Source organism: Paracoccus albicereus, from assembly GCF_024359525.1.
Taxonomy (GTDB): domain Bacteria; phylum Pseudomonadota; class Alphaproteobacteria; order Rhodobacterales; family Rhodobacteraceae; genus Paracoccus; species Paracoccus albicereus.
On the sequence record NZ_JAKZEU010000002.1, the window covers coordinates 111288 to 135298 of the forward strand.

The window sequence follows — 24011 nt, forward strand, 5'->3', positions numbered from 1 at the left end:
GACTAGCGCCACTTTCGTCAGAATCTAGGGAAAATTGGCTCCGGCGGTAGGGATCGAACCTACGACCAATTGATTAACAGTCAACTGCTCTACCGCTGAGCTACGCCGGAACACCGAGGGGCGTATAGCAATGGCTTTCGGGGGCGTCCAGTGGGGTTCGGACGAAAATTTCGCCCGGGGCTCTCAGGCCAGCGAAAAGAGCGCTTCGGCCGACAGCGGGCCGTCATGACCAACCGCGCCAAGGTTCGCAAGCGCGATCAGATGAGCCAACACATTGCGCGTTGCGGCGGGCAACATCGCCTCTGGCAGCTCGCGATAGATCCGTGCCGCCAGTTCCGCGGGGCGGGCAGGTCCGTCGCGCAGGGCCGCCACGATCTCGGCGGTGCGTTGACGCCGGTGGGCGGCCAACTCCGCCAGCCGCGCGGCGGGCGTGTCGATCGGATCGCCGTGGGTCGGCAGCAGGCGCGTCGGCGCCAGCGCCTGAAGCAGGGCGAGGCTGCGCAGGAAGTCGGCGAGGTCGCCGTCGGGCGGTGAGATCAGGGTCGTCGCCCAGCCCATCACCAGATCGCCGCAGAACATCGTCTCGCCCCACTGAAAGCAGAGATGCCCTGCGGAATGACCGGGCGTGTGCAGGGCCTTCAGCTGCCAGTCCGGGGTCTCGATCGTCTGACCGTGGGCGATGCGATGATCCGGCGTGAAGTCCAGGTCCATCCCCTCCCCACCGCCACCCAGTCCGCTCGCGGCCAGTTGCTGCATCACGGCCGACCGTCCCGCCAGAGCGTCGCCAAAGGCCAGCACGGGCGCGCCTGTCGCTTCCCGCAGTGCCGGCACCGCACCGGAATGATCCCGGTGCGCGTGGGTGACAAGGATATGGCTGATCCGGCCGCCACCTGCCTGCAGAATCGACTCGACGTGGCTGTCGATGGAGGGTCCGGGATCAATCACGGCGACATGGTCGTGGCCCAGAAGAAACGTCGTCGTTCCCGGACCGGTCAGTGGTGACGGGTTCGGGGCCAAGATGCGCTGCAATGCTTCCGTATCCATCGCCATCGGGCTAGCCTAGCCGTGGCGAGGCGGGGATACCATGGCCGACAGGGTCCGTAGCGAAAGACTGAAGGGGACGTGGCTGCGGCGCGACGGCGCTCGCAGCGACCTGGCCAAACGTATTCTGCCGCGTGGCATCTATGGCCGCGCCGCCCTGATTTTGGTGCTGCCGATCGTGACCCTGCTGTTGGTCGTCTCGGTGATGTTCCTGCAGCGCCATTTCGAGGGCGTGACGCGGCAGATGACCGCGAGCATGGCGCAGGAGATCGCGCTGGTTGCGCGCCGGATAGAACGCGCCGAGGGGACCGAGACAGCCGGGCTGGCCGGCGAGTCGATCGCAGCCCCCCTGGGCCTGACCCTGCGGCTGCCCGATCCCGACGCCGCCGAGGCGGATGCGCGCAAATTCTACGATCTGTCCGGGCGCGTCGTGATCGAAGAGCTTCGAGCCGAAATACCGCAGATCCGTGCGGTTGACCTGACCACCGACTACAAGCGAGTCGCGATCACGATGATCGGTCCCTTCGGCCCTTACAGCCTGGGGTTCGAACGCAAAAGGGTCAGCGCCTCGAACCCGCATCAGCTTTTGGTGCTGATGGCCGTGACGGCGATGCTGATGTCGGGAATCGCGATCATCTTCCTGCGGAACCAGTTGCGTCCGATCAAGCGGCTGGCCACGGCGGCCGAGGAATACGGGCGGGGCAGGGTGGTGCCCTACCGGATCGGCGGCGCTGCCGAGGTTCGCAGCGCGGGTGCAGCCTTTCTCGACATGCGCAACCGGATCGAACGCAGCAACGAACAGCGCAAGCTAATGCTGTCTGGGATCAGCCACGATCTGCGCACGCCGCTGACCCGGCTGAAACTGGGCCTGTCGATGATGTCGCCGGACCTGCCCCCGGACGAGGCCGATCTGGTCGCGATGGAATCCGATATCGCCGAGATGACTCATATGGTCGAGGCGTTTCTGGATTTTGCCCGCGACGAGGCGCAGGACGGACCCCCACAGCGTCTGCCAGCCTTGCCTTTCGTCCGCGCGCTGGTCGGTGACGCGCAGAGGGCAGGGCAGGCGGTGTCGCTGAGCCGCATCGAAGGCGATGAGACCGCCGCAGCGACCTTCCGGCCCGACACGCTGAGGCGTGCGGTTGAAAACCTGATCGGCAATGCCGTCCGTTACGGCAGTCTGGCTGAAGTCGATGCCATCCTAGGCGCCCGCAGCTTCGTGATCGCTGTCGAAGACGATGGTCCGGGCATCCCCGAAGATCGGCGCGACGAGGCGATGCGACCGTTCACCCGCCTCGATCCGGCGCGGAACCGCGACCAGGTTCATGGCGGTGCGGGGCTTGGCCTGTCGATCGCAGCCGATGTGGCGCGCGCGCATGGCGGGCAGCTTCGACTGGGGCGCGGGGCCCTTCTTGGCGGGCTGAGGGCCGAGATCGTGCTTCCGCGATAGAAGCGTGCGCAGGTGTTAAGAGTGGTTTCACCAGGACTCTACTGCGCCATTGAATCGCACGCGCGCTGACCCTAGATTTTGCGGTGCAGGGGCCGCGCGTCGCCATAATGACGGGGCCGTGGCTTCGGGCATGAAAGGAAAACGAATGAACGTATCCACGTCACAGACTTATCCCGTTCTGCCGCTTCGCGACATCGTGGTGTTTCCGCACATGGTGGTGCCGCTTTTCGTTGGTCGCGAGAAATCGGTCCGCGCTCTTGAAGCGGTGATGGACGGTGACAGGCCGATCCTTTTGGCCGCGCAGAAGGATGCCGCGGTCGACGAACCTGAAAGCGACGGAATCTTCCGCACGGGCGTTCTGGCCAATGTGCTGCAGTTGCTGAAGCTGCCCGACGGCACCGTGAAGGTGCTGGTCGAGGGGCGTGAGCGTGTTGAAATCACCGATTTCATCGAAAATGACGACTATTTCGAAGCGCATGCCGCCGCGCTTGAGGAAGTGCCAGGCGACACCGACACCGCCACCGCGCTGTTGCGCACGGTCGCCGAGGAGTTCGAGCGCTATGTGAAGGTGCGCAAGAATATCCCTGAAGAAGCAGTGACCGCCGTTGCGGAAGCGCGCGAGCCAGCGCGGCTCGCCGATCTGGTCAGCGGCCATATGGGCGTCGAGATCGAGAAGAAGCAGGATCTGCTCGAAACGCTGAACGTCGCCGAGCGGCTGGAGAAGCTTTATGGCCTGATGCAGGGCGAAATGTCGGTCCTGCAGGTCGAGAAGAAGATCAAGTCGCGCGTCAAGAACCAGATGGAGAAGACGCAGCGCGAGTACTACCTGAACGAACAGATGAAGGCGATCCAGAAGGAACTCGGCGATGGCGACGAGGGTCAGAACGAGATTGCCGAACTGGAAGAGAAGGTTGAGAAGACCAAGTTCAGCAAGGAAGCGCGTGAAAAGGCGCAGGCCGAGCTGAAGAAGCTGAAATCCATGTCGCCGATGTCGGCGGAAGCGACGGTCAGCCGCAACTATCTCGACTGGCTGCTGGCGCTGCCGTGGGGCGTGAAGTCGCGCACCAAGAAGGATCTGAGCAAGGCCGAAGAGGTGCTGGACGCGGATCACTACGGCCTCGAGAAGGTCAAGGAGCGGATCGTCGAGTATCTGGCGGTCCAGAACCGCTCGGCCAAGCTGAAGGGTCCGATCCTGTGCCTCGTCGGCCCTCCGGGCGTCGGCAAGACCAGCCTCGGCCGCTCGGTCGCGCGCGCCACGGGACGCGAATTCATCCGCATCAGCCTTGGCGGCGTGCGCGACGAATCAGAGATCCGTGGCCACCGGCGGACGTATATCGGCTCGATGCCGGGCAAGATCATCCAGGCGCTGAAGAAGGCCAAGACCACGAACCCGCTCATCCTGCTCGACGAGATCGACAAGATGGGGCAGGACTTCCGTGGCGACCCGGCTTCCGCGATGCTGGAGGTGCTGGACCCGGAACAGAACTCGACCTTCGTGGACCACTATCTTGAAGTGGAATACGACCTGTCGAACGTGATGTTCCTGACCACCGCCAACAGCTACAACATGCCTGGGCCGCTGCTCGACCGGATGGAGATCATTCCGCTGGCCGGCTACACCGAAGATGAAAAGCGCGAGATCGCCAAGCAGCACCTGCTGCCGAAGCAGATCAAGGCCAACGGTCTTCGGAAGGGCGAATTCGCCGTCACCGACGAGGCGCTGACCCATGTGATCCGCTACTACACGCGGGAAGCCGGGGTCCGCTCGCTGGAGCGTGAAATCGCCAAGCTCGCCCGGAAAGCCGTGACCGAGATCCTGAAGGGCAAGGTCAAGTCGGTCGAGGTCGATCCTGCGAAAGCCGAAGAATATCTCGGCGTCCGTCGGCACCGCTATGGTCTGGCCGAGAAGGATGATCAGGTCGGTGTCGTCACGGGTCTTGCCTGGACGCAAGTGGGCGGCGATCTGCTGCAGATCGAGGCTTTGCGCCTGCCTGGCAAGGGCCGGATGAAGACGACCGGCAAGCTGGGCGACGTGATGAAGGAGTCGATCGACGCGGCATCGAGCTTCGTTCGTTCCATCTCGCCCGAGATCGGGGTCAAGCCGCCTGAATTCGACAAGCGCGACATCCACGTCCACGTCCCCGAAGGCGCGACGCCCAAAGATGGACCGTCGGCGGGGATCGCGATGGTGACCTCTGTCGTGTCTGTGATGACCGGCATCCCGGTCCGCAAGGACGTGGCGATGACGGGTGAGGTGACGCTGCGCGGCAACGTGCTGGCGATCGGCGGGCTGAAAGAAAAACTGCTCGCGGCACTGCGGGGCGGCATCAAGACCGTGCTGATCCCGGCGGACAACGAGAAGGACCTGACCGACATCCCCGCGAACGTGACCGAGGGGCTGAAGATCATCCCGGTCCACAACGTTCGTGAGGTGCTGGGTCACGCCCTGGTCCGCAAGCCGGAAGCGGTCGAATGGGACGAGGCGGCCGAGGAGGCGGCGGAAGCCGCGCGCCTCGCCGACCAGCGTCGCGGCGACAGCGGCAGCGGCGCACTGGCGCACTGACCGGGACAGCCACCACACTGAAAGGGCCGGTTTTGCCGGCCCTTTTTGCTGCCGGCACATGCGAATAGCCGCAGGGCATTTGCCCCTTGCAACCCTGACCCACCGCCGTTAGATACCCGCCTCACCGGGTGATTAGCTCAGCGGTAGAGCGCTTCGTTCACATCGAAGATGTCAGCGGTTCAAATCCGTTATCACCCACCAGAATTGCGAACGCCGACGATCCTGCGATCGTCGGCGTTCTGCTTTATCAGGGTGACGGGCGCCGCAAGGGCGACGCCCGATCGGATCAGCCGATGATCTCGTTCAAGGTTGCCGAAGGGCGCATCACCTTCGCGGTCTTGGCCGGATCGGTGTGGTAGTAGCCGCCCAGATCGACAGCCTGACCACGACCTTCTTTCAGTTCGCGTTCGATCGTCTCGCGGTTTTCCGACAGAGCCGCATAGACCTGGCTGAAATGCTCGGCCAGTTCGGGACTGCGGTCCTGTTCCGACAGCGCTTTCGCCCAGTTCAGCGCGAAGTGGAAATGGCTGTCGCGGTTGTCGTTCTGTCCGACCTTGCGGCCCGGCGACAGCTCGCCTTCCAGGATCGCCTGCGTCGCAGCCTCGGCCCCTTCGGCCAGCGCAAGGATCTTCGGATCGTTGCGCTCATCGGCCAGGAACTTCAGGCTTTCGCTCAACGCGGTGAACTCGCCCAGGCTGTCCCAGCGAAGGTGGTTCTGTTCCACGAGCTGCTGGACGTGCTTGGGCGCCGAGCCGCCGGCGCCCGTCTCGAAAAGGCCGCCGCCATCCATCAGCTTCACGATCGACAGCATCTTGGCCGAGGTGCCCAGTTCAAGGATCGGGAACAGGTCGGTCAGATAGTCACGCAACACGTTGCCGGTGACAGCGATGCTGGTCTTGCCCTGACGGATCGTGTCGAATGTGGCGGTCGTCGCCGCACCCGGGGCCATGATCTGGAAGCGGTCGGCGGCGCCCGCCTGTTCCAGCGCGGGGCGGACCATCGTCAGCAATTGCGCGTCATGGGCCCGATCGGCGTTCAGCCAGAAGATCGCTTCGCAGCCCTCGGCCTTCTGGCGCGAAATGGCGAGCTTGATCCAGTCCTCGATCGCAGCGCGGGTGGTGCTGGCTGAACGCCAGATGTCGCCCGCTTCGACCTTGTGGCTGGACAGTTCGTCGCCGTTTGCCGCGATCAGGCGTACCGTGCCTGCTTCCGGGATCTCGAACGTGGTCGGGTGAGAGCCGTATTCCTCGGCCTTCTGCGCCATCAGGCCGATGTTCTGCACGGTGCCTGCGGTCGCCGGATTCAGCGCACCGTTGGCCTTCATGTCCTCGATCGCCTGTTCATAGACGTCGGCGTAGCTGCTGTCGGGGATGACGCAGGTCGTGTCGGCTTCCTTGCCATCCGGACCCCAGCCCTTGCCGCCCCCGCGGATGATCGAAGGCATCGAGGCGTCAATGATGACGTCCGAAGGCACGTGCAGGTTGGTGATGCCCTTGTCGGAATTCACCATGTAGAGCGGCGGACGTTCGTTCAGGACAGCCTTGATCTCGTCCAGGATCGCCTGATCCGAACCGAGCCGGTCCAGCATCGTGCCCAGGCCCAGATTGGGATCGGCACCGGCGGCGGCCATCGCGTCGCCATGCTTCTCGAACACCGGGGCCAGATAGGCGCGGACCGCGTGGCCGAAGAGGATGGGGTCTGAGACCTTCATCATTGTGGCCTTGAGATGCAGCGAGAACAGCGTGCCGTCGGCCTTGGTCTTCTCGATCGCGTCCTTCAGAAATGCCTGCAGGGCCCGGACCGACATGAAGGTGGTGTCGACCACGCTGCCTTCTTTCAGCGCGTAGCCTTCCTTCAGCGTGATGGTGTTGCCGCTGTCTGTCTTAAGCTCGATCTTCGCGGGACCGGCCTGTTCGGCCGTGACGATGGTCGAGACTTCGTTGGACCGGAAATCGTCGTGGCCCATCGTCAGGACGCGGGTCTTGCTGTCGGCTGACCAGGTGCCCATCGAATGGGGATGGTTCTGGGCGTAGGACTTGACCGCCTTTGCCGCGCGCCGATCCGAGTTGCCTTCGCGCAGGACCGGGTTCACGGCCGAGCCCTTGACGGCGTCGAACTTGGCGCGGTTCGCGCGCTCTTCGTCGGTCGAAGGATTGTCGACGTAGTCGGGAATGTCGTAGCCCTGCGCCTGCAATTCCTTCACTGCGGCGACAAGCTGCGGGACCGAGGCCGAGATGTTGGGAAGCTTGATGACGTTCGCGTCGGGCTTCTTGACCAACTGGCCCATGATGGCAAGATCGTCGTCCTGCTTTTGGGCGTCGGTCAGACGATCCGAAAATGCCGCGATGATCCGGCCCGCCAGCGAGATGTCGCGGGTGGCGACGTTCAGGCCCGCGGCACCGGCAAAGCTGCGGATGATCGGCAGGAACGAGGCCGAGGCCAGTTCGGGCGCCTCGTCCACCTTTGTATAGATGATGTCGACGGATTTCGGGTCGTCCATGACCATTCCCCTCGTGTCAGTTTGGATTTGACCGCTCAGTGCCGGATTCAGGCGCTCTCGGCAAGCGCTGCGCGGTTGAAAAGCGCGGCGCGCACCGACAGCAGGTGACGACGCAGACGTTGCTCGGCCTGCAGGCAGTCGCGATCGGCGATCGCCGTCAGGATGGCGTCATGTTCGGCAAAGCTGTGATGGTCAGGCCGCGGGGCCACGCCATCGGGGCGAAGCCGCCCCCAGACCACTGCGCGACGCAACCCGTTCATCTGGTCGAACAGGCACAGAAGAGCGGCGTTTTGCGTGCCCTCGGCAATCATGCGGTGAAACCGGTTGTCGAGTGCCTCGTATTCACGCCAGGTTTTCGCTGCGCGGCTTGCCTTGGTGATCCGCTGCAATTCGGCGATCTGTTCGCTGCTGGCGCTAAGCGCGGCGGCCGCGGCCAAGGGCGGCTCCAGCGTCAGGCGCGCTTCCATGACATCATGGGGCGATAGCCTGCGCGAGATGTCGTAAAGCGAATTGGGCTGCTCGCTGGGTGCCAGCGCGCGCGTCCCGACGAACGTGCCCTTGCCGACATGGCGCCAGATGGCGCCTTCTGATTCCAGGACCGCCAGAGCCTTGCGCAATTCGGGACGTGTTACGCCCAGTTCACCGCACAGGACCCTTTCGGCCGGCAGCCTGTGGCCTTCACCGACATCGGGCTGCGCCAGATAGGCCCGAAGCTGAACCAATGCGCCGCTGCTTTCCAAGCTCTCAGTCAATCGTCCGCGCCCTTGCTGGAGGGGATTTATCGTCTCGACACCTACCAAGCAGATTGGTTGCAATCAAGACTTGCGCATTGGTTGCGGATTGGTCATGAATAGGTTGCGCAACGCGCCGGTCCGGGAGGGGCCGCATCTTCGGGGAGGAGAGAAACATGACTTTCATGCCAAAGGCGTTGACCGGGCTGGTTGGCGCAGCTGCATTGGCTGTCGGGCTTGCTGGTTCGGCGTCGGCCGATACCGTGCGCGTGGCCCTGGGCGACGTGGCGTCGGTCGAACAGCTTGCCTTCATGGTGGCGCTCGAGCGGGCCAAGGAAAAGGGTCTCGATTACGAGCTGACCACGTTCAGCAAGGAAGAGCTTGCAATCCAGGCGCTGATCAGCGGCCAGATGGATGTCGGCATCGGCACGCCCTATTCGGTGATCCAGAAGTCTCAGGCACCGCTGCGAAACTTCTTCCAGCTCTCGAAGCTGGTGTTCTTCCCCGTCGTCACATCCGAGGTCAGTGACTGGGCGGGCATGGACGGCCAGCCGATCACGCTGCACTCGCGCGGCGGCGGGACCGATGCGATCGCCTCGATCATCGAGCGGCGTGAAGGCATCAATTTCGGCGAACGATCCTACGTACCGGGTTCGGAAAACCGCGTCATCGCGATGCTGAAGGGGCAGATCACCGCCTCGATCGTGGACATCGCCAACAAGAACCTGCTGCTGTCCGAAGGCGGCGACAAGTTCAACGTCCTGCCGATGTTCGACGTGAAGGCCAGCGACGAAGTGCTGTTCGCCAACCAGGAATGGCTGGATGCGAACCAAGAAGATGTGGACGTTCTGGTCGAGGCTCTGCTGTCGACCTGGCGCGAGATGGTCGCCGACCCGACCATCATCGAAAAGGAGCGTCAGCGCTTCAACCTGCTGTCGGATCTGCCGCCCGAACTGCTGAGCGATGTCGACGCCTATTACAGGGAGGCGGTTGATGGGGGGCTTTATGATCCGGAAGGGGGCGGCGAAGAAGCGGCCAAGGCGGATTTCGAGTTCTACACCGAATCCGGCCAGCTCGAAGGAGACCCGGCGACGCTGAATGTCGAGGATTTCTGGGACCTGCGTCCCCTGAATGCCGCCAAGGAAAAGCTGGGCAGCTAATCTTCATTCTGGCGCGCGGCCCGGACCGGTCGCGCGCCGAACCACCCAAGCCAGCGGCTGACCGCGCGCGCCCCGCGCGCAGGTCGTCCGTCCGAACACGGGCTTTCGCATGCACGACGTCTTCACCAGCAAGCGCTTTCTCAAATATTTCTCCTTCGCGATCGTGTTCGCACTGTGGGAGATTGGGGGGCGGATCCCGATCAGCCCCGCCTTTCCGACCTTTTCGGCGACAATGGTCGCGCTGTGGCAGATGCTGATGGACGGCTCGATGCTGCAGGCCTATCCCGAAACGCTTCAGCCGCTGCTGATCGGCGTGGCCATCGCCGCCACATTGGGGATCGCCGCGGGCGTCTGGATGGGCCTTTCGCGTTTTGGTGAGTGGCTGCTGTCGCCTGTCTTCATCGTCGCGCAGGCCGCACCCTTGGCCGCGCTGATCCCGCTTTTGGTGCTGGCTTACGGGATCGGGCTGACGGCGAAGGTCATGGTCGTCCTGATCATGGCGATGCCCGTCATCGTGTTGAACGCGATGAGCGGCGTCCGAAGCACGAACAATTCGCTGATCGAGATGGGCACAGCCTTTCTGGGCAGCCGCAAGGACGTCATCACCAAGATCATCCTGCCCTCTGCCTCGCCCGTCATCTTTGCCGGACTGCGTCTTGGCCTGTCGGCCGGCTTCATCGGCGCCATCCTGTCCGAGCTGCTGATCACACCGACCGGCGTCGGCGACCTGATCACCTTCAACCAATCGCGCGCCGATTACGCGCGGATGTACGCCGCCATCTTCTCGATCATCGCCGTCGCCGTGATCGCACTAGATTTTCTGGAATGGATCGAGGTGCGCTGGCTGCGTCCCGACCGCAAGGGAGCCCGCTGATGTCGATGCAACAAACCGCCGCGGTGCTGGACCGCAGCCAGACGGACGCTGCCGTCGCCGTCCGTGGTGTCACCAAGATCTACGAAGGCAACGTCAAGGCGCTGGAGAACATGACCCTCGACTTCCCGCGCGGGCAGTTGACCTCGCTGCTGGGACCGTCTGGGTGCGGCAAGACCACGCTTCTCAAGATCATCGCCGGGCTGATCCCCGCGACGGGCGGCGAGGTGCTGGTGAACGGTCGCGCGGTGAAGGGGCCTGGACGTGACCGCGCCTTCGTTTTCCAGGATTTCGCGCTGATGCCCTGGGCCACTGTCCTGCGTAACGTCGGCTTCGGGCTGGAACTGCGCGGCGTACCGCAATCCGAGCGCGAGGCTGTGTCCGAACGCTATATCAAGGCGGTCGGCCTGTCGGGCTTCGAGCAAAGCTTTCCGCACCAGCTGTCGGGCGGGATGCGCCAGCGCGTCGGTCTGGCACGCGCATTGGCCGTCGATGCCGATGTGCTGCTGATGGACGAGCCGTTTTCGGCCGTGGACGAGCAGAACCGTCGCAAGTTCCAGGAAGACATGCTGGCGCTGGTCGAACAGGAAAAGAAAACCTTCATCTTCGTGACCCACTCGATCGAAGAGGCGGTCTACGTCTCGGACAAGGTCGCGGTCCTGCTGCCGCGTCCGAGCCGCGTGTCGGAGGTGATCGAGCCCAAGATCGACCGGTCCGTATCCCCTGACGCGATGCGTCGGGATCCCGACTACCTCGATACGGTCGAGCGGATCTGGACCGCCCTGCGGACCTACGTGGAGTAACGCGCGATGAAGGTCATGGGCTATGAGCTGCCATTGATGTCCTCGCTGATCGTCTGGGCGATCCTGTGGGAGATCCTTGGCCAGATGGACGTCTCGATCCTGCTGCCGCCGCTATCGGCGGTGCTGGTCAAGATGGTCGAGATCATCCCGACGCAAGCTTTCCTGTCGGCGCTGGCGGTGACGGCACGCGGCTTTCTGACTGGGACGATCCTCGCTGCGCTGATCGGCGTGCCGCTGGGCATTCTGATGGGGAAGAGCATCATCGTCGACCGGATGCTGCTGCCTTGGGTCAACATGTTCCTCAGCGCACCTCTGTCGGCGCTGGTGCCGGTGCTGATGGTGCTGTTCGGTATCGGCGAACAGACCGTCATCATCACCACGCTGCTCTTCGCGGTCTGGATCATCATGCTGAACGCACGCGCCGGCGTGATGCAGATTTCGCCCTCGCTGGTCGAGATGGCACGCAGTTTCGGTGCGACGCCGTGGCAGGCCTTCCGCGAAATCTACTTCTGGGCCGCATTGCCCGAAATCATCGCCGGGGTGCGCATCGGCCTGCTCCGCGCCGTCAAGGGCGTCATCATCGGCCAGCTTCTGGTGTCCATCATCGGCTTCGGTCGGCTGTTCGAGCTTTATTCCACGAACTTCCTGATGCCGCACTTCTGGGCCATCCTGCTGGTCCTCTTCTTCTTCGCCTTCCTGTTCGCCGAAATCTTCGCGGTCCTTGAACGCCGCGTCCGCTACTACGCGTCGAACCGGACCTGACCCAATTCCCGCGCATGACGACGAAAGGACCTGACATGCCCGACTACGTGATCTCCGCGCCGAAGCCCGCGACCCTTCCGGTCCAGGGCACCGACGCCCTGTTTCCGGTCCGCCGGGTCTACTGCATCGGTCGCAACTACGCCGACCACGCGATCGAGATGGGCCACGACCCAGATCGTGAGCCGCCGTTCTTCTTCCAGAAGAACCCCGACAACGTCGACACGTCGGGCGAGTTTCCCTATCCCGAGCACAGCAAGGACGTGCATTATGAGATCGAGCTGATTGTGGCGCTGAAAAGCGGTGGCCGCGACATCTCGATCGAGGATGCGATGAACCATGTCTACGGCTACGGTATCGGCCTCGACATGACCCGCCGCGACCTGCAGGGCGAAGCCAAGAAGATGGGTCGTCCGTGGGAAGTGGGGAAGGCGTTCGAACGCTCGGCCCCGATGACCGCGCTGACCCCGATCGAAAAGACCGGCGCTTTGGACGAGGGTGAGATCACGCTCGACGTCAACGGCGAGCGGCGCCAGACCGGCGATCTGAACCAGATGATCTGGAAAGTGGCAGAGCAGATTTCCTACCTGTCGCGTTACTACGAACTGCAGGCTGGCGATCTGATCATGACCGGTACGCCCGCAGGCGTGAACGCGGTCCAGCGTGGCGACACGCTGAAAGGCGCGGTCGCAGGACTGGAGCCGCTTGAGGTCAGCGTGGTCTGATCGCGGCTGGCGGGCCGTCAGCGGCCCGCCATTTCCTTTGCGATATCAGCGCCAAGTCGTGCGTTGTTCAGAACCAGCTTGATGTTTGAGTCGAGCGAGCGTCCGTCGGTCAGCTCGAAGATCCGCGACAGCAGGAAAGGCGTGACGGCCTTCGCGGCTATTCCTGCAGACATGGCTTCTTTCAGAGCTTGCTCAATGATCGGGTTGATCTCGGCGGCAGCGATTTCGGCATCGACAGGGATGGGGTTCGCGACAAGCTGACCACCCGGCAAACCAAGCGATGCGCGCAACCGCGCCGACTTTGCAATTTCCGCTGCACTGTTCATCTGAAGCGGCGCGGAAAGGCCGGAATCGCGCGACCAGAACGCCGGGAAGGCGTCCTGACCGTATGCGATGACGGGCACGCCCAGCGTCTCCAGCACCTCGAGCGTCTTTGGCAGATCGAGGATCGCCTTCGCCCCCGCCGCGACCACGGTCACCGGCGTGCGCGCCAGTTCCTGAAGATCGGCGCTGATGTCCAGGCTGGTCTCGGCACCGCGATGGACGCCGCCGATCCCGCCTGTCGCGAAGACGCGGATCCCCGCAAGATCCGCGCAGATCATCGTCGCCGCGACCGTCGTCGCCCCGGTGCGCCCGTTCGCGAGACAGACGGCCAGGTCCGCGCGGCTCAGTTTCATCACCTGCTCTGGCGGCGTTTTCGCAAGCGCCTGCAGCGCGTCGTCTTCCAGCCCGATGCGGATCTTGCCACCCATCACGGCGATGGTCGCAGGTTCGGCCCCACCATCGCGGACGGTCGCCTCTACGGTCCGCGCCATGTCGAGGTTCTGCGGCCAAGGCATGCCATGTGTGATGATCGTGGATTCCAGCGCGACGACCGGACGGCCTTCCGCCAGGGCCGCCGCCACGGAAGGTGCGATGTCGAGAAGGGGATGCGTCATATCGTGTCGTCTTTCGGTGTCGCTGATGCAGCAAGGGATTTGTCGGGCATGTCGCGGCCGGCAACATGTGCCGCGGCAGCCTCGGTCGCGCGGGTCAGGGCGGTTTCACGATCGGCGCCTGCGCGTTCGGCTGCGATATGCGCGGCCAGAAAGCAATCGCCTGCGCCAGTGACGCGCGCGATCCGGACTGAAGGGGGTAGGGCGGATAGGTCGGGTGCGCCTGCCATCGCTTCGGCGACCTGCTCGCCACCATCGGTGACGATCACGCGCGGCGCGCCCATCGCGACCACGGCGCGGGCGGCGCTGGCGGCGTCAGGGCAGGGGCGCTCCGACAGGATCTCTGCCTCGATGCGGTTGAGATAGAAGCAGCCGCGCCCGGCGCGGATCAGTGGCAGCAGGCGATCGGCCTTGCCTGGGCTGGCCGGCACGACACGCAGGTCCATGCCGAACAGACGCCGGTCAGTCGAGATCGTCGCCAGCAGGGCGGCGGTCAGGTTGCCGTCTAGAACCACCGAGCCGGTCCATTTGGCCAGGGCGTCGTCGAGCGGTTTCAGGATCGCGGCGCCGGCGGCTTCCAGCGAATGGGCGTCGGCGACGGCGGCGACAAGGCCCGCCTCGTCCTCGATCGCCATATAGCAGTCGGTCGGCAAGTCGGCGCGCCTTGTCAGATAATCGGTCATCACACCCCGTGCCTGCGCCTCGGCGATCAGGGCGTCGCCCTGAGTGTCGCGTCCGACTGCGGACAGGATGGCTGGGCGCATGCCCCAACGCGCAAGAGCGACCGCGACATTCAGCGCCACACCGCCCGGAATATGCGCGACCCGTCCCGGCACATCGTGGCCAGCACCCATCCGGCGGCCGGCGCGACCGATGATGTCCCACAGCATCGCGCCGATGCAGATGATGTCAGGGCGCTTCGTCATCCTTCGCGTTCCACGCACTGATCTCCCGTTCCAGAAAGCGCTCGAAATCATCCAGATCGACCGGATCGAACTGGCCGAAGCCCTGCATCCACACCGACGCGGCCCTCATCCCGTCAGGGTCCAGCTTGCACCAGGTGATCCGGCCCCGCCGCTCCTGCCGGATCAGGCCGGCGGCGGCAAGGGCGGCGAGATGTTTCGAGATCCCGGCGAGACTCATGGCGAAGGGCTGGGCCACGTCGCTGACCGCCATGTCATCTTCCAGAAGCATGCTCAGCACCCGCCGCCTGGTGGGGTCGGCAAGCGCCGCGAAGATGCGATCCAGACGCGGATCCGTGGCTCCGGAAGTGTCGTCCATCGTCTGCTTGGTCCGTCAATGCTCAACCCCAGGGTTGACTATGCCTTGCCGCGACAGAGGGGCGCAACCCGTCGCGAAACAGTAGTGGCCCTGAAATAACATGCCATAACAGCCACTTACAGAATGGCCTCCGTTGCTTGACTTGCCGCAGGTTCCTTTCTATCACCGCGCCAATTCCGAACGGGGGCAAAGTTGATGGCCGAGGGGCCCCGGAGCGATGCGGATCGGGCGCGTGACGCAGCCCGTTTGCGTGATCTGGAAACCCGGCTGAAGACCAAGACCCCGGCTGAAGCCGGACCGCGGCAAATGGCGACCCACGATCAGGCACATGTCGCCTGGCGCATGGTGATCGAACTGGTCGCGGGTCTGGGGATCGGCGTGGGGGTCGGCTTCGGGCTGGATCACCTGTTCGGGACACGGCCGCTGATGCTGGTCGTGTTCACGCTTCTGGGCTTTGCGGCCGGCATCAAGACGATGCTGCGCACCGCGGCCGAACTGAACCGGCCGGGTGAAACCGGCACCGACCTGCCGGCCCATCTGGCCGCGAAAAAATCGGCCGATACGGCCTGGGACGACGACGAGGAAAGGGACTGATCGTGGCGACTGAAGCGGCTGGCGAGGGCACGGGTCTTCAATTTCACCCGATGGATCAGTTCATCGTCCGGCCGCTGTTCGGCGACGGTCCGGTCCAGTGGTACACGCCCACCAACGTCACGCTGTGGATGTTCGTGACGCTTCTGGCGATCATCGGCCTGCTGGTGGTCGGGACCCGCGGACGCGCGATCGTGCCGAGCCGCATCCAGTCCATCGCCGAGTTGTCCTACGGCATGATCTACAAGATGGTCGAGGACGTGACCGGCAAGGACGGCATCAAATATTTCCCCTACATCATGACGCTGTTCCTGTTCATCGTCTTCTCGAACTTCCTGGGCCTGCTGCCCGAGGCGTTCACCACGACCTCGCACATCGCCGTCACCGGCGTGCTGGCGATGGCGGTGTTCATCACCGTGACCGTGATCGGTTTCATGAAAAACGGCGCCGGTTTCCTGGGCCTCTTCTGGGTCACATCCGCGCCGCTGGTGCTGCGTCCGGTCCTGGCCGTGATCGAGATCATCAGCTACTTCGTCCGTCCCGTCAGCCATTCCATTCGTCTTGCCGGCAACATGATGGCCGGGCACGCCGTGATGAAGGTTTTCGCGGGCTTCGCGGCCATCGCCGTCATCTCGCCCGTCTCGATCCTCGCCGTCACGGCGATGTACGGGCTCGAGGTGCTGGTGGCCTTCATCCAAGCCTACGTATTCACCATCCTGACCTGCGTCTATCTGAAGGACGCGCTGCATCCTGCCCACTGAGGCGCGCAGCCGGGACATCAATCGACCACTTCCAACCGCAAGGAGAGATTTCATGGAAGGTAATATCGCCGAACTGGGTCAATACATCGGTGCCGGTCTGGCCGCCATCGGTTCGGGCGCTGCCGCCGTCGGTGTGGGCAACGTCGCAGGCAACTTCCTGTCGGGCGCGCTGCGCAACCCGTCGGCTGCCGCCGGCCAGACCGCGACGCTGTTCATCGGCATCGCCTTCGCGGAAGCTCTGGGGATCTTTGCGTTCCTCGTCGCGCTTCTGTTGATGTTCGCGGTCTGATCCAGCCCCATCCTTGCGGCGGGGTGGGGCGCGATCCGTCGCGCTGCCACCCCATCGTGACCTGTTAGGCCAAGGGGTAGGACATGATCAGCCTGTTGCAAGAGGCCGCAACGACCGCGGTCGAACATGGCGCCGAGGGTGCCGAATACGGCGCCGAGGCTGCGTCGCACGGGGCCGATGCGGCTGCGCATGGCGCCGAAGCCGGCGGCATGCCGCAGCTTAATTTCGACACGTTCCCGAACCAGATCTTCTGGCTTCTGGTCACGCTTGGCGTGCTTTACTGGGTGCTGTCGCGCATCGCACTGCCGCGGATCGCCGCCGTCCTGTCGGACCGCCAGGGCGCGATCACAGGCGACCTGATGGCTGCCGAAGAATTCAAGCAAAGGGCGAAAGAGGCCGAGGCCGCCTATGACAAGGCACTGGCCGACGCGCGCTCGGAAGCACAGAAAATCGTCGCCGCGAACAAGGCCGAGATCCAGAAGGAACTCGACGCTGCAATCGCTCATGCGGATGCAGAGATCGCGGCACGCGCTGCCGAATCCGAAAAGCGCATCGCCGAAATCCGCGACTCGGCGCAGACCGACGCAGAAACCGTTGCCCGCGATGTCACTGCCGAGCTGGTGCGTGCCTTCGGCGGGAACACGGACAACGCCGATATCGACGCTGCCGTGGATCGCCGGATGAAAGGGGTGATGCAATGAACCGCCTTCTGATCGTCGCCGTTCTTGCGCTCAGCGCCGGTCCGGCAGCCGCGGCGACCGGGTCGTTCTTCAGTCTCGCGAACACCGACTTCATCGTCACGCTCGCGTTCCTGCTGTTCGTCGGCATCCTCGTCTACTTCCGCATTCCGTCGATCATCGGCGGGATGCTGGACAAGCGCGCCGAGGGCATTCGCACCGATCTTCAGGAAGCCCGCCAGCTGCGCGAGGAAGCGCAGGAGATCTATGCGAGCTACGAGCGTCGTCAGCGCGAGGTGAAGGGCCAGGCGGACGATATCGTCGCCAATGCCAAGCGCGAAGCCGAAGCGCAGGCCGCCAAGGCCAAGAACGATCTTCAGGCTTCGATCGATCGTCGCCTGAAAGGCGCCGAGGATCAGATCGCGAGCGCCGAGGCCGATGCGGTCCGGGCCGTGCGCGACCGCGCCGTACAGACCGCCATCGCCGCGGCTTCGGACATCCTGCGCAAGCAGGTCGCCGAGGGCCAGCGTTCGGCCGGGATCGACGCTGCTATCGATGACGTGGCCACGCGCCTGAACTGACCAGGGCATCATCGCCAAAGAAAAACCCCCGCGTCTGTGACGCGGGGGTTTTGTCGTTTGCGAAGTCCGGCTTTACGAGGTCGGCCGGATCAAGATCTCGACGCGGCGGTTCTGCGCGCGGCCCTGGGCGGTGTCGTTCGACGCGATCGGCTGGCTTGCACCGCGACCGGTCGCTGCAAGGCGCGACGTGCTGACCCCGGCGGCGGCCAGGATACCGGCGACCGATTGCGCCCGGCGCTCGGACAGGTCTTGGTTGTAGGCGGCGCTGCCGGTGCTGTCGGTGTGACCGATCACCTCGACGCGGCTGTTGGGGTACTGGTTCAGATTGCGCGCGACGGCATAAAGGTCGTTCTGCGCAGGACCGGAGACGGCGGCCGAGTCGGTGGCGAACAGGATGCCTTCCGGCAGGATGACCTGCAGATAGCTGCCGTGGTTCACGATCTGGACGTTGGGATTCGACACGGCCTGTTCAAGCGCAGCGGCCTGACGGTCGAGGATGTTGCCCGCGATCGCACCCGCAGCAGCGCCTGCGATGGCGCCGCGCGCGATGTCGCGGCCCTGGTTGTTGCTGTCGTCGTCACGCTGCGCGCCATAGACGGCACCGATCGCGGCGCCTGCGAGCGCGCCCTGCTGCGTGCGGCTCATTGTCGAGTTACCGTATTGATCGGTGCAGGCGCCAAGGCCGATCAGGCCCGCGCTCGCGATCAGAACTTTGAGGCGAGTGTCCATCTGTCATCCTTTCCGTTGATGCTGTCCTTGTCCGGCCAGTTCGGCGAAGGGCCTTGGCCGCGAACGAATTCTGGTTCCATGCGGCTCCTCCGCATGGGCAACGCGGGCAAACTGCATCGGTTCCCATGGAACCACCAGTCACGTTCGGCGGAAGTCGCTGAAAGCGCTTCACATTCGGGGTATCCGGCGGTGAGCAGGGCGGGCGCTTGAAGCACCGGCTTGCAATGCCGCGTCCGTCCGGCGACAAGCGCGCACATGGCCCGTCAAACGCGCTTGCCGCAGCCCTTGCCCTTTGCCCAGCAGGTCGCCGTCTTCACGCGGCTTGCCGAGGCGAACCCGATGCCCGAGACCGAGTTGCAATTCGTCAACCCGTTCACGTTGGTCGTCGCGGTCGCGCTGTCTGCGCAGGCGACGGATGCAGGCGTCAACAAGGCGACACGTGCGCTTTTCGCCAAGGCCGATACGCCACAGAAGATGCTGGATCTGGGCTTGGACGGTGTGACCGAGCACATCAAGACCATCGGCCTTTTCCGACAGAAGGCGAAGAACGTGATCGCCCTCTCGCGCATCCTGGTCGAGGATTTCGGCGGTGAGGTGCCCGACAGCCGCGCCGCGCTGATGAGCCTGCCGGGTGTGGGCCGCAAGACCGCGAATGTCGTCCTGAACTGCGCATTCGGTCATCCGGGGCAGGCGGTCGACACACATATCTTTCGCGTCGGCAACCGCACCCGGATCGCGCCTGGACGCGATGTCGAAGAGGTCGAGCGCGCGATCGAGGACAATGTCCCCGCCCGCTTTCAGCAACACGCGCATCACTGGCTGATCCTCCACGGTCGCTACATCTGTGTCGCGCGCAAGCCGCGGTGCCCCGACTGCATCATCAACGACCTGTGCCCCTACGAGGAGAAGACCGTATGACCACCCCTTACGTCGTCGGGATCGGCAATGCCGTGATGGACGTGATCGCCCCGACAGATGACGCGCGTCTTCAGACGCTGGGTATCCAGAAGGGGATCATGCAGCTTATCGAACGCGAGCGGTCGGAATATCTGATGGCGGCGCAGGCCGATGATCACGGGCCGGGCCGGGCGCAGGCACGGCTTGTGCCGGGTGGATCGGTCGCGAACACGCTTGCGGGGATCGGCTCGCTCGGTTTGAAGACCGCGTTCATTGGACGGGTCGCCGACGACGCGCTAGGCCTTTCCTATGCCGAGCAGACCGAGGCAGCCGGGACCGTGTTCGTGAACCCACCTGTGGGTGGTGACACGTTGCCGACCTCGCGTTCGATCATCTTCGTGACCCCGGACGGCGAGCGGTCGATGAACACCTATCTCGGCATCTCGGCCGAACTGGGGTCCGATGACGTCAATCCATCAGTTTTTCAGGGCGCGGGCTGGCTGTTTCTGGAAGGCTATCTGTTCGATAAGCCAAAGGGGAAGGATGCCTTCCTCAAGGCGGCAGAGGCCTGCCACGCAGCGGGCGGGCAGGCGGGGATCGCGCTTTCCGATCCGTTCTGCGTCGACCGCCACCGCGAGGATTTCCGCAGGCTGGTCGCCGGGCCGATGGACTACGTGATCGGCAACGTCCATGAGTGGACCTCGCTCTACCAGACCGAGGACCTCGAGGATGCGCTGGCTTTGGCGGCGGCGGATTGCGACACGGTGATCTGCACCCGTTCCGGTGAGCCGGCTGTCCTGATCCGGCGGGGTGAGCGGGTCGAGGCGCCGGTCCACCGGATCGTGCCGGTGGACGCGACCGGTGCGGGTGACCAGTTCGCCGCCGGCCTGATCTACGGACTTGCGACCGGGGCACCGCTGGCTGCCGCGGGCCGGATGGGCTGCATCGCGGCGGCAGAGGTCATCAGCCATGTCGGCCCGCGTCCCGAACGGGACATCCGTGCCGATTTCCGGGCCGAGGGCCTGATCTAACCGCGTCCCAGCCCGTTCAGCCAATCCTGGTGGATCTGCGCCCGCTGGCGCGCGATCTGCAGCGCCCGGTCCGCCGTCACCTTCCGAAAGGCGACCGGATCGTGCGGTCGCAACTGCACGAAGCCGTCCAGATCGGCATCGATGATCGTCGCGATCTTCGGATAGCCGCCGGTCGTCTGGTGGTCGGCCAGCAGCACCGTCGCGACGCCGTCGCCTGAAACCTGGACCGAACCCCTCAGGACGGGCTCGGAGGGGATGCTGAGCGAGTTCAGAGGCGTCAGAAGCGGACCGGACAATCGCACGCCCATTCGGTCATAGGCATCGGTCAGCGCAAAGGCCTGCGCAGACAATGCCTCGATTGCCTCGGGCGGAAAGAAGCGATCCTGTGGGCCGATCACGACATGCAGTTCGTCCTGCGGTCGCGCCCAGACCGGGCAGGGGATGCGCCGAGCGGCTGCCGGTCCGGGGGCGGCGTCGGCGATGGTGAGGGTCTGCCCCGGTTGAAGGGCGCCGCCGCCCAGTCCCGACAACGCATGGGTGGCGGCACTGCCCAGCCAGTGCGCCACATCGGGCCTGCCTGCGAAACCGAGATAGGTCCAGCACCCCCAGGGTCCTGGCCGGATGGAAAGCGTTTCGCCGGCGGCGAGGTTGAGCACCGACCATGAGCCGGTGACGATCTCGCCTGTCTCGACCACGAAGCCGCCGCCGGCGACCGCGATGCCGATCTCGCCCGACAGGCAGACGAGGCGAAGACCGCCCAGCGAAATCTCGATTGCGGGTTGGCCGTCGGGATTGCCTAGCGCGCGATTGGCCGCTGCGTACGCGATGCGGTCCATCGGACCGGACGCGGGCACGCCGAACCGCATGCGACCAGGCCGTCCGGCATCCTGCCATGACGCGTGCGGTCCCGCGTGACCTATCTGTAGGACGGCGTCAGCCATTCGCTGGACCTTTCAGCTCGTCCCGGCGAACCCGGCGAAACCGGACACGATCGCCGACATCGAACAGGAACTGCCGCTCCGGATCATCGCGCAGGATCGTCGCGTCGCTGCGCCCGATGACCCACCAGCCCGTCGGCATCGTAAGGGTCGAGACCAGGCATTGCGGCCCCGCGATCAAGACGCTGCCTGCCGGGACACCGCGCCGCGCGCTTTGCTTGCGGTCGAGTCGCAAACTTTCGGGAACGCCCGCCATGTAGGCATAGCCCGGCGCGAAACCGTACATGAAGATGCTGTAGTCGCCCGCGAGGTGTGCTGCGATCGCTGCGTCACGCGACATCCCGGCAAGACGTGCGACATCGTCCAGATCGGGCGCGAGATCGCCGTCATAGCAGACGGCTATATCGTGAATTTGTGGCGATGCCGTCCGAGCTGCCGGGCGCGACAGCGAGGCGCGGACCAGACCTGCCACAGCGTTGTGGTCGGTGCGGATCGGATCGAAGACGATCAGCAGACTGACGAAAGCCGGAACGGTCTCGACGATGCCCGGCGCCGCGCTGTCCTGCAAAGCGGCGTCGAGCCGCAGCACAGCTTCATGCGCCGCTTCGGTGATATCATCGGCAAAGACGACGAGGATCGCGCGATCGGCGACGGGGGTGATCCGCGGTGTGTCCACCGTCGCAGCCAGACTCATGACGAAAGGAAGGGGGCAATGGTGACACCGGCATCGGTCAGCCGTGATCGGATATGGCGCGCCATGTCCACGGCCCCGGGTGTGTCGCCGTGGACGCAGATGGACTGCCCGGCCAGTCGCACGCGCCCGCCATCGCCCGCAGGCATTGTTCCATCGTCCAGCCAGTCGATCAGCCGTTTCACGACGGCATCCGCGTCATGCAGGACTGCTTCGCTTCGTGCGCGCGGCATCAGCTGGCCGTCGGGAAGATAGGCGCGGTCGGCAAAGATTTCCGAATATGTCTCGATCCCCTCGGCGCGTGCGGCCTGATCAAGGGCCGTGCCCGAGATCGCGAGAACGGCAAGGCTCGGGTCCAGGTCGCGCACCGCGCGGGCGAGCGTTCGGGCCAGCTCAGGCTCGGCGGCGGCAAGGTTTGCCAAGGCCCCGTGCGGCTTGACGTAGCATACCCGCGCCCCTGCCAGCGCGGCCAGCGCCTGCAGCGCGCCGATCTGCGCGACCATCATCCGGGCTGCCTGAGCGGGCGACATCGGGATCACCCGTCGGCCGAAACCCTCGCGGTCGGCATAGCCGGGATGGGCACCGATCGCGACACCGTTCGCGGCGGCCGTCTGCAGGGTGGTAAACATCACCTCGGGGTCGCCAGCATGGGCGCCGCAGGCGATGTTCGCGCTGCTGACAACATCCAGCATCGCCGAATCGTCGCCCATCGACCATGCGCCGTAAGCCTCGCCCAGGTCGGAATTCAGATCGATCCGCATGAACACACTTCCTTTCGGCCGATCATGCACGTCGTGGCGGCGATGACCAGCCGCCGATCCGAAGACATTTGCGCAGTGTCATACAACCTTCACATTCAGGTCACATAAGTGTCGCAGGAACCCGTTAGTTCGGCGCTGGAAAGAAACGCTGCCATCATCAGGAGTCTGCCATGAGCATGCGCATCATCACCACCTCGGCACTGGCGATCATCGCCGCTTCGGCGACCGTCGCCACCGCGCAATCGCGCGACCAGATCCAGGTCGCCGGGTCCTCGACGGTCCTTCCCTACGCGACCATCGCGTCCGAGGCCTTCGCGGAGAACTTCGATTTCCCGGCGCCGGTCGTGGAAGGCGGCGGCTCGTCGGCCGGCCTGAAGCAGTTTTGCGAAGGTGTCGGCGAAGGCACGATCGACGTGGCCAATGCCAGCCGTCAGATCAAGGACAGCGAGCGCGAGGAATGCGCGGCGAACGGCGTCGCCAACATCATGGAAGTCCGCATCGGCTATGACGGGATCGTCTTTGCCAGCGACATCGACGGCAACGACTTCGTCTTCACCCCGACCGACTGGTTCATGGCGCTTGGCAAGAACGTCGTGGTCGACGGCGCGGTTCAGGAAAACACCTTCACCAACTGGAACGAAGTGAACGCCGATCTGCCCGACCAAGAGATCATGGCCTTCATCCCCGGCACCAAGCACGGCACCCGTGAAGTGTTCGAGGAGAAGGTCATCCTGCAGGGCTGCGAGGATTCGGGCGCGATGGCTGCCTTCGCCGAAGCCAATGGCGGTGACGAGGACAAGGCCGAAGAGATGTGCATGGAAATCCGCACCGACGGCAAGTCGGTGGACATCGATGGCGACTACACCGAGACCCTGGCCCGCATCGACAGCGCCAAGAACGGCATCGGCGTGTTCGGTCTGTCCTTCTACGAGAACAACACCGACAAGCTGAAGGTCGCGACGATGTCGGGCGTCACGCCTTCGACCGAGACCATCGCCTCGGGCGAATATCCGGTTTCGCGTCCGTTGTTCTTCTACGTCAAGAAGGACCATATCGGCGTTATCCCCGGCCTGAAGGAATACACCGAGTTCTTCGTCTCGGACGCGATGGCCGGTCCCGGCGGCCCGCTGAGCGAGTATGGTCTGGTCCCGGATCCGGAACTGGCCGCCACGCAGGCTGCGGTCGCTGAAGAAGCGGTGATGCAGTAAACAAGATCCGGTCCGGGGCGGGGGAGTGATCCTTCGCC

General features: G+C 64.4%; 25 protein-coding genes and 2 tRNA genes. 16 read left to right on the forward strand and 11 right to left on the reverse strand.

The annotated features are described in order from the left end of the window. Window positions 1-35 precede the first annotated feature (35 nt). A tRNA-Asn gene (locus MLD63_RS04065) sits at window positions 36-110 on the reverse strand. Between the two features lie 73 nt (window positions 111-183). Beyond that, window positions 184-1050, reverse strand: a complete 867-nt coding sequence (locus tag MLD63_RS04070) for an MBL fold metallo-hydrolase (protein ID WP_255328606.1) — start codon at window positions 1048-1050, stop codon at window positions 184-186. 34 nt (window positions 1051-1084) lie between these two features. Here MLD63_RS04070 and MLD63_RS04075 point away from each other — a divergent pair, with 34 nt between their 5' ends. The 3 genes from MLD63_RS04075 to MLD63_RS04085 all read left to right on the forward strand — a co-directional run bounded on the left by MLD63_RS04075 (window position 1085) and on the right by MLD63_RS04085 (window position 5255). Continuing rightward, window positions 1085-2491 carry a sensor histidine kinase gene (locus tag MLD63_RS04075; RefSeq protein WP_255328607.1) on the forward strand — a complete coding sequence of 469 codons (1407 nt, stop codon included), beginning with the start codon at window positions 1085-1087 and terminating at the stop codon, window positions 2489-2491. Window positions 2492-2636: 145 nt separating this feature from the next. Then, window positions 2637-5054, forward strand: a complete 2418-nt coding sequence (lon, locus tag MLD63_RS04080) for an endopeptidase La (RefSeq protein WP_255328608.1) — start codon at window positions 2637-2639, stop codon at window positions 5052-5054. A gap of 126 nt (window positions 5055-5180) precedes the next feature. Continuing rightward, window positions 5181-5255, forward strand: a tRNA-Val gene (locus MLD63_RS04085). Between the two features lie 85 nt (window positions 5256-5340). Here MLD63_RS04085 and MLD63_RS04090 read toward each other — a convergent pair. Next, window positions 5341-7554, reverse strand: coding sequence for an NADP-dependent isocitrate dehydrogenase (locus tag MLD63_RS04090; protein ID WP_255328609.1), 2214 nt, complete (start codon window positions 7552-7554; stop codon window positions 5341-5343). Window positions 7555-7601: 47 nt separating this feature from the next. Beyond that, on the reverse strand, window positions 7602-8306 hold the full coding sequence (locus MLD63_RS04095; protein ID WP_255328610.1) for a FadR/GntR family transcriptional regulator: 705 nt from the start codon (window positions 8304-8306) through the stop codon (window positions 7602-7604). A gap of 155 nt (window positions 8307-8461) precedes the next feature. Between MLD63_RS04095 and MLD63_RS04100 the strand changes: the two genes are divergently transcribed. The 5 genes from MLD63_RS04100 (at window position 8462) to MLD63_RS04120 (ending at window position 12603) form a co-directional block, all read left to right on the forward strand. Further along, complete coding sequence (locus MLD63_RS04100; RefSeq protein ID WP_255328611.1) at window positions 8462-9445, forward strand: ABC transporter substrate-binding protein; 984 nt, start codon at window positions 8462-8464, stop codon at window positions 9443-9445. A 109-nt stretch (window positions 9446-9554) separates the two neighbouring features. Continuing rightward, window positions 9555-10319, forward strand: coding sequence for an ABC transporter permease (locus MLD63_RS04105; RefSeq protein WP_255328613.1), 765 nt, complete (start codon window positions 9555-9557; stop codon window positions 10317-10319). Continuing rightward, window positions 10319-11119 carry an ABC transporter ATP-binding protein gene (locus MLD63_RS04110; protein WP_255328614.1) on the forward strand — a complete coding sequence of 267 codons (801 nt, stop codon included), beginning with the start codon at window positions 10319-10321 and terminating at the stop codon, window positions 11117-11119. The genes MLD63_RS04105 and MLD63_RS04110 overlap by 1 nt, the downstream gene beginning before the upstream one ends. A 6-nt stretch (window positions 11120-11125) precedes the next feature. Then, window positions 11126-11881, forward strand: a complete 756-nt coding sequence (locus MLD63_RS04115; protein ID WP_255328615.1) for an ABC transporter permease — start codon at window positions 11126-11128, stop codon at window positions 11879-11881. A gap of 35 nt (window positions 11882-11916) precedes the next feature. Then, entirely contained in the window at window positions 11917-12603 is a 687-nt protein-coding gene (locus MLD63_RS04120; RefSeq protein WP_255328616.1) for a fumarylacetoacetate hydrolase family protein, read from the forward strand. Between the two features lie 17 nt (window positions 12604-12620). On the opposite strand, the gene MLD63_RS04125 is transcribed toward MLD63_RS04120, so the two are convergent. The 3 genes from MLD63_RS04125 to MLD63_RS04135 are packed head-to-tail and all read right to left on the reverse strand — an operon-like array spanning window position 12621 to window position 14819. After that, entirely contained in the window at window positions 12621-13541 is a 921-nt protein-coding gene (locus MLD63_RS04125; RefSeq protein ID WP_255328617.1) for a pseudouridine-5'-phosphate glycosidase, read from the reverse strand. After that, the gene (locus tag MLD63_RS04130; protein ID WP_255328618.1) at window positions 13538-14464 is read right to left on the reverse strand and encodes a PfkB family carbohydrate kinase; all 927 of its coding nucleotides are present in this window, start codon (window positions 14462-14464) and stop codon (window positions 13538-13540) included. Before MLD63_RS04130 ends, MLD63_RS04125 begins: the two co-directional genes overlap by 4 nt. Then, window positions 14448-14819: an ArsR/SmtB family transcription factor gene (locus MLD63_RS04135; protein WP_255328619.1), complete on the reverse strand. Its 372-nt coding sequence runs from the start codon at window positions 14817-14819 to the stop codon at window positions 14448-14450. Before MLD63_RS04135 ends, MLD63_RS04130 begins: the two co-directional genes overlap by 17 nt. 195 nt (window positions 14820-15014) lie before the next feature. On the opposite strand from MLD63_RS04135, the gene MLD63_RS04140 reads away from it, so the two are divergent. The 5 genes from MLD63_RS04140 (at window position 15015) to MLD63_RS04160 (ending at window position 17718) form a co-directional block, all read left to right on the forward strand. Continuing rightward, window positions 15015-15413: an AtpZ/AtpI family protein gene (locus tag MLD63_RS04140; RefSeq protein WP_255328620.1), complete on the forward strand. Its 399-nt coding sequence runs from the start codon at window positions 15015-15017 to the stop codon at window positions 15411-15413. A 2-nt stretch (window positions 15414-15415) separates the two neighbouring features. Continuing rightward, a complete protein-coding gene (locus MLD63_RS04145) occupies window positions 15416-16171 on the forward strand; it encodes a F0F1 ATP synthase subunit A (RefSeq protein WP_255328621.1) in 756 nt (251 codons plus the stop codon). A gap of 52 nt (window positions 16172-16223) precedes the next feature. Continuing rightward, the gene (locus tag MLD63_RS04150; protein WP_101751961.1) at window positions 16224-16460 is read left to right on the forward strand and encodes a F0F1 ATP synthase subunit C; all 237 of its coding nucleotides are present in this window, start codon (window positions 16224-16226) and stop codon (window positions 16458-16460) included. Between the two features lie 83 nt (window positions 16461-16543). Beyond that, the gene (locus MLD63_RS04155) at window positions 16544-17161 is read left to right on the forward strand and encodes a F0F1 ATP synthase subunit B' (RefSeq protein WP_255328623.1); all 618 of its coding nucleotides are present in this window, start codon (window positions 16544-16546) and stop codon (window positions 17159-17161) included. Continuing rightward, window positions 17158-17718 (forward strand): F0F1 ATP synthase subunit B, encoded by a 561-nt coding sequence (locus MLD63_RS04160; protein WP_255328625.1) that lies wholly within the window; start codon window positions 17158-17160, stop codon window positions 17716-17718. Before MLD63_RS04155 ends, MLD63_RS04160 begins: the two co-directional genes overlap by 4 nt. Before the next feature lie 72 nt (window positions 17719-17790). On the opposite strand, the gene MLD63_RS04165 is transcribed toward MLD63_RS04160, so the two are convergent. After that, window positions 17791-18447: a YiaD family glycine zipper/OmpA-like lipoprotein gene (locus tag MLD63_RS04165; protein WP_255328626.1), complete on the reverse strand. Its 657-nt coding sequence runs from the start codon at window positions 18445-18447 to the stop codon at window positions 17791-17793. Window positions 18448-18702: 255 nt separating this feature from the next. Here MLD63_RS04165 and nth point away from each other — a divergent pair, with 255 nt between their 5' ends. Both nth and MLD63_RS04175 read left to right on the forward strand, forming a co-directional pair. Continuing rightward, complete coding sequence (gene nth, locus MLD63_RS04170) at window positions 18703-19365, forward strand: endonuclease III (protein ID WP_255328627.1); 663 nt, start codon at window positions 18703-18705, stop codon at window positions 19363-19365. Then, window positions 19362-20375 carry an adenosine kinase gene (locus MLD63_RS04175; RefSeq protein WP_255328628.1) on the forward strand — a complete coding sequence of 338 codons (1014 nt, stop codon included), beginning with the start codon at window positions 19362-19364 and terminating at the stop codon, window positions 20373-20375. The genes nth and MLD63_RS04175 overlap by 4 nt, the downstream gene beginning before the upstream one ends. Here MLD63_RS04175 and MLD63_RS04180 read toward each other — a convergent pair. From MLD63_RS04180 to MLD63_RS04190, 3 genes are read right to left on the reverse strand one after another with little or no spacing between them, the layout of a single operon-like run. Beyond that, window positions 20372-21316, reverse strand: coding sequence for a 5-oxoprolinase subunit C family protein (locus tag MLD63_RS04180; protein ID WP_255328629.1), 945 nt, complete (start codon window positions 21314-21316; stop codon window positions 20372-20374). The genes MLD63_RS04175 and MLD63_RS04180 overlap by 4 nt on opposite strands. Continuing rightward, entirely contained in the window at window positions 21309-22007 is a 699-nt protein-coding gene (locus MLD63_RS04185; protein WP_255328630.1) for a 5-oxoprolinase subunit B family protein, read from the reverse strand. The genes MLD63_RS04180 and MLD63_RS04185 overlap by 8 nt, the downstream gene beginning before the upstream one ends. Then, window positions 22004-22765 carry a LamB/YcsF family protein gene (locus MLD63_RS04190; RefSeq protein ID WP_255328631.1) on the reverse strand — a complete coding sequence of 254 codons (762 nt, stop codon included), beginning with the start codon at window positions 22763-22765 and terminating at the stop codon, window positions 22004-22006. Before MLD63_RS04190 ends, MLD63_RS04185 begins: the two co-directional genes overlap by 4 nt. Before the next feature lie 170 nt (window positions 22766-22935). Here MLD63_RS04190 and MLD63_RS04195 point away from each other — a divergent pair, with 170 nt between their 5' ends. Continuing rightward, window positions 22936-23973, forward strand: a complete 1038-nt coding sequence (locus MLD63_RS04195; RefSeq protein WP_255328632.1) for a substrate-binding domain-containing protein — start codon at window positions 22936-22938, stop codon at window positions 23971-23973. The last annotated feature ends 38 nt before the right edge of the window (window positions 23974-24011 follow it).

Excerpts from the sequence above, each read along its gene's own strand:
- MLD63_RS04075 (WP_255328607.1), top strand. The coding sequence starts at position 1,085 with ATGGCCGACAGGGTCCGTAGCGAAAGACTGAAGGGGACGTGGCTGCGG.
- MLD63_RS04195 (WP_255328632.1), top strand. The coding sequence starts at position 22,936 with ATGAGCATGCGCATCATCACCACCTCGGCACTGGCGATCATCGCCGCT.
- MLD63_RS04120 (WP_255328616.1), top strand. The coding sequence starts at position 11,917 with ATGCCCGACTACGTGATCTCCGCGCCGAAGCCCGCGACCCTTCCGGTC.
- MLD63_RS04190 (WP_255328631.1), bottom strand. The coding sequence starts at position 22,765 with ATGCGGATCGATCTGAATTCCGACCTGGGCGAGGCTTACGGCGCATGG.
- MLD63_RS04110 (WP_255328614.1), top strand. The coding sequence starts at position 10,319 with ATGTCGATGCAACAAACCGCCGCGGTGCTGGACCGCAGCCAGACGGAC.
- MLD63_RS04130 (WP_255328618.1), bottom strand. The coding sequence starts at position 14,464 with ATGACGAAGCGCCCTGACATCATCTGCATCGGCGCGATGCTGTGGGAC.
- MLD63_RS04160 (WP_255328625.1), top strand. The coding sequence starts at position 17,158 with ATGAACCGCCTTCTGATCGTCGCCGTTCTTGCGCTCAGCGCCGGTCCG.
- lon (WP_255328608.1), top strand. The coding sequence starts at position 2,637 with ATGAACGTATCCACGTCACAGACTTATCCCGTTCTGCCGCTTCGCGAC.
- MLD63_RS04180 (WP_255328629.1), bottom strand. The coding sequence starts at position 21,316 with ATGGCTGACGCCGTCCTACAGATAGGTCACGCGGGACCGCACGCGTCA.
- MLD63_RS04165 (WP_255328626.1), bottom strand. The coding sequence starts at position 18,447 with ATGGACACTCGCCTCAAAGTTCTGATCGCGAGCGCGGGCCTGATCGGC.
- nth (WP_255328627.1), top strand. The coding sequence starts at position 18,703 with ATGGCCCGTCAAACGCGCTTGCCGCAGCCCTTGCCCTTTGCCCAGCAG.
- MLD63_RS04140 (WP_255328620.1), top strand. The coding sequence starts at position 15,015 with ATGGCCGAGGGGCCCCGGAGCGATGCGGATCGGGCGCGTGACGCAGCC.
- MLD63_RS04155 (WP_255328623.1), top strand. The coding sequence starts at position 16,544 with ATGATCAGCCTGTTGCAAGAGGCCGCAACGACCGCGGTCGAACATGGC.
- MLD63_RS04135 (WP_255328619.1), bottom strand. The coding sequence starts at position 14,819 with ATGGACGACACTTCCGGAGCCACGGATCCGCGTCTGGATCGCATCTTC.
- MLD63_RS04125 (WP_255328617.1), bottom strand. The coding sequence starts at position 13,541 with ATGACGCATCCCCTTCTCGACATCGCACCTTCCGTGGCGGCGGCCCTG.
- MLD63_RS04070 (WP_255328606.1), bottom strand. The coding sequence starts at position 1,050 with ATGGCGATGGATACGGAAGCATTGCAGCGCATCTTGGCCCCGAACCCG.
- MLD63_RS04100 (WP_255328611.1), top strand. The coding sequence starts at position 8,462 with ATGACTTTCATGCCAAAGGCGTTGACCGGGCTGGTTGGCGCAGCTGCA.
- MLD63_RS04185 (WP_255328630.1), bottom strand. The coding sequence starts at position 22,007 with ATGAGTCTGGCTGCGACGGTGGACACACCGCGGATCACCCCCGTCGCC.
- MLD63_RS04090 (WP_255328609.1), bottom strand. The coding sequence starts at position 7,554 with ATGGACGACCCGAAATCCGTCGACATCATCTATACAAAGGTGGACGAG.
- MLD63_RS04150 (WP_101751961.1), top strand. The coding sequence starts at position 16,224 with ATGGAAGGTAATATCGCCGAACTGGGTCAATACATCGGTGCCGGTCTG.
- MLD63_RS04115 (WP_255328615.1), top strand. The coding sequence starts at position 11,126 with ATGAAGGTCATGGGCTATGAGCTGCCATTGATGTCCTCGCTGATCGTC.
- MLD63_RS04175 (WP_255328628.1), top strand. The coding sequence starts at position 19,362 with ATGACCACCCCTTACGTCGTCGGGATCGGCAATGCCGTGATGGACGTG.
- MLD63_RS04105 (WP_255328613.1), top strand. The coding sequence starts at position 9,555 with ATGCACGACGTCTTCACCAGCAAGCGCTTTCTCAAATATTTCTCCTTC.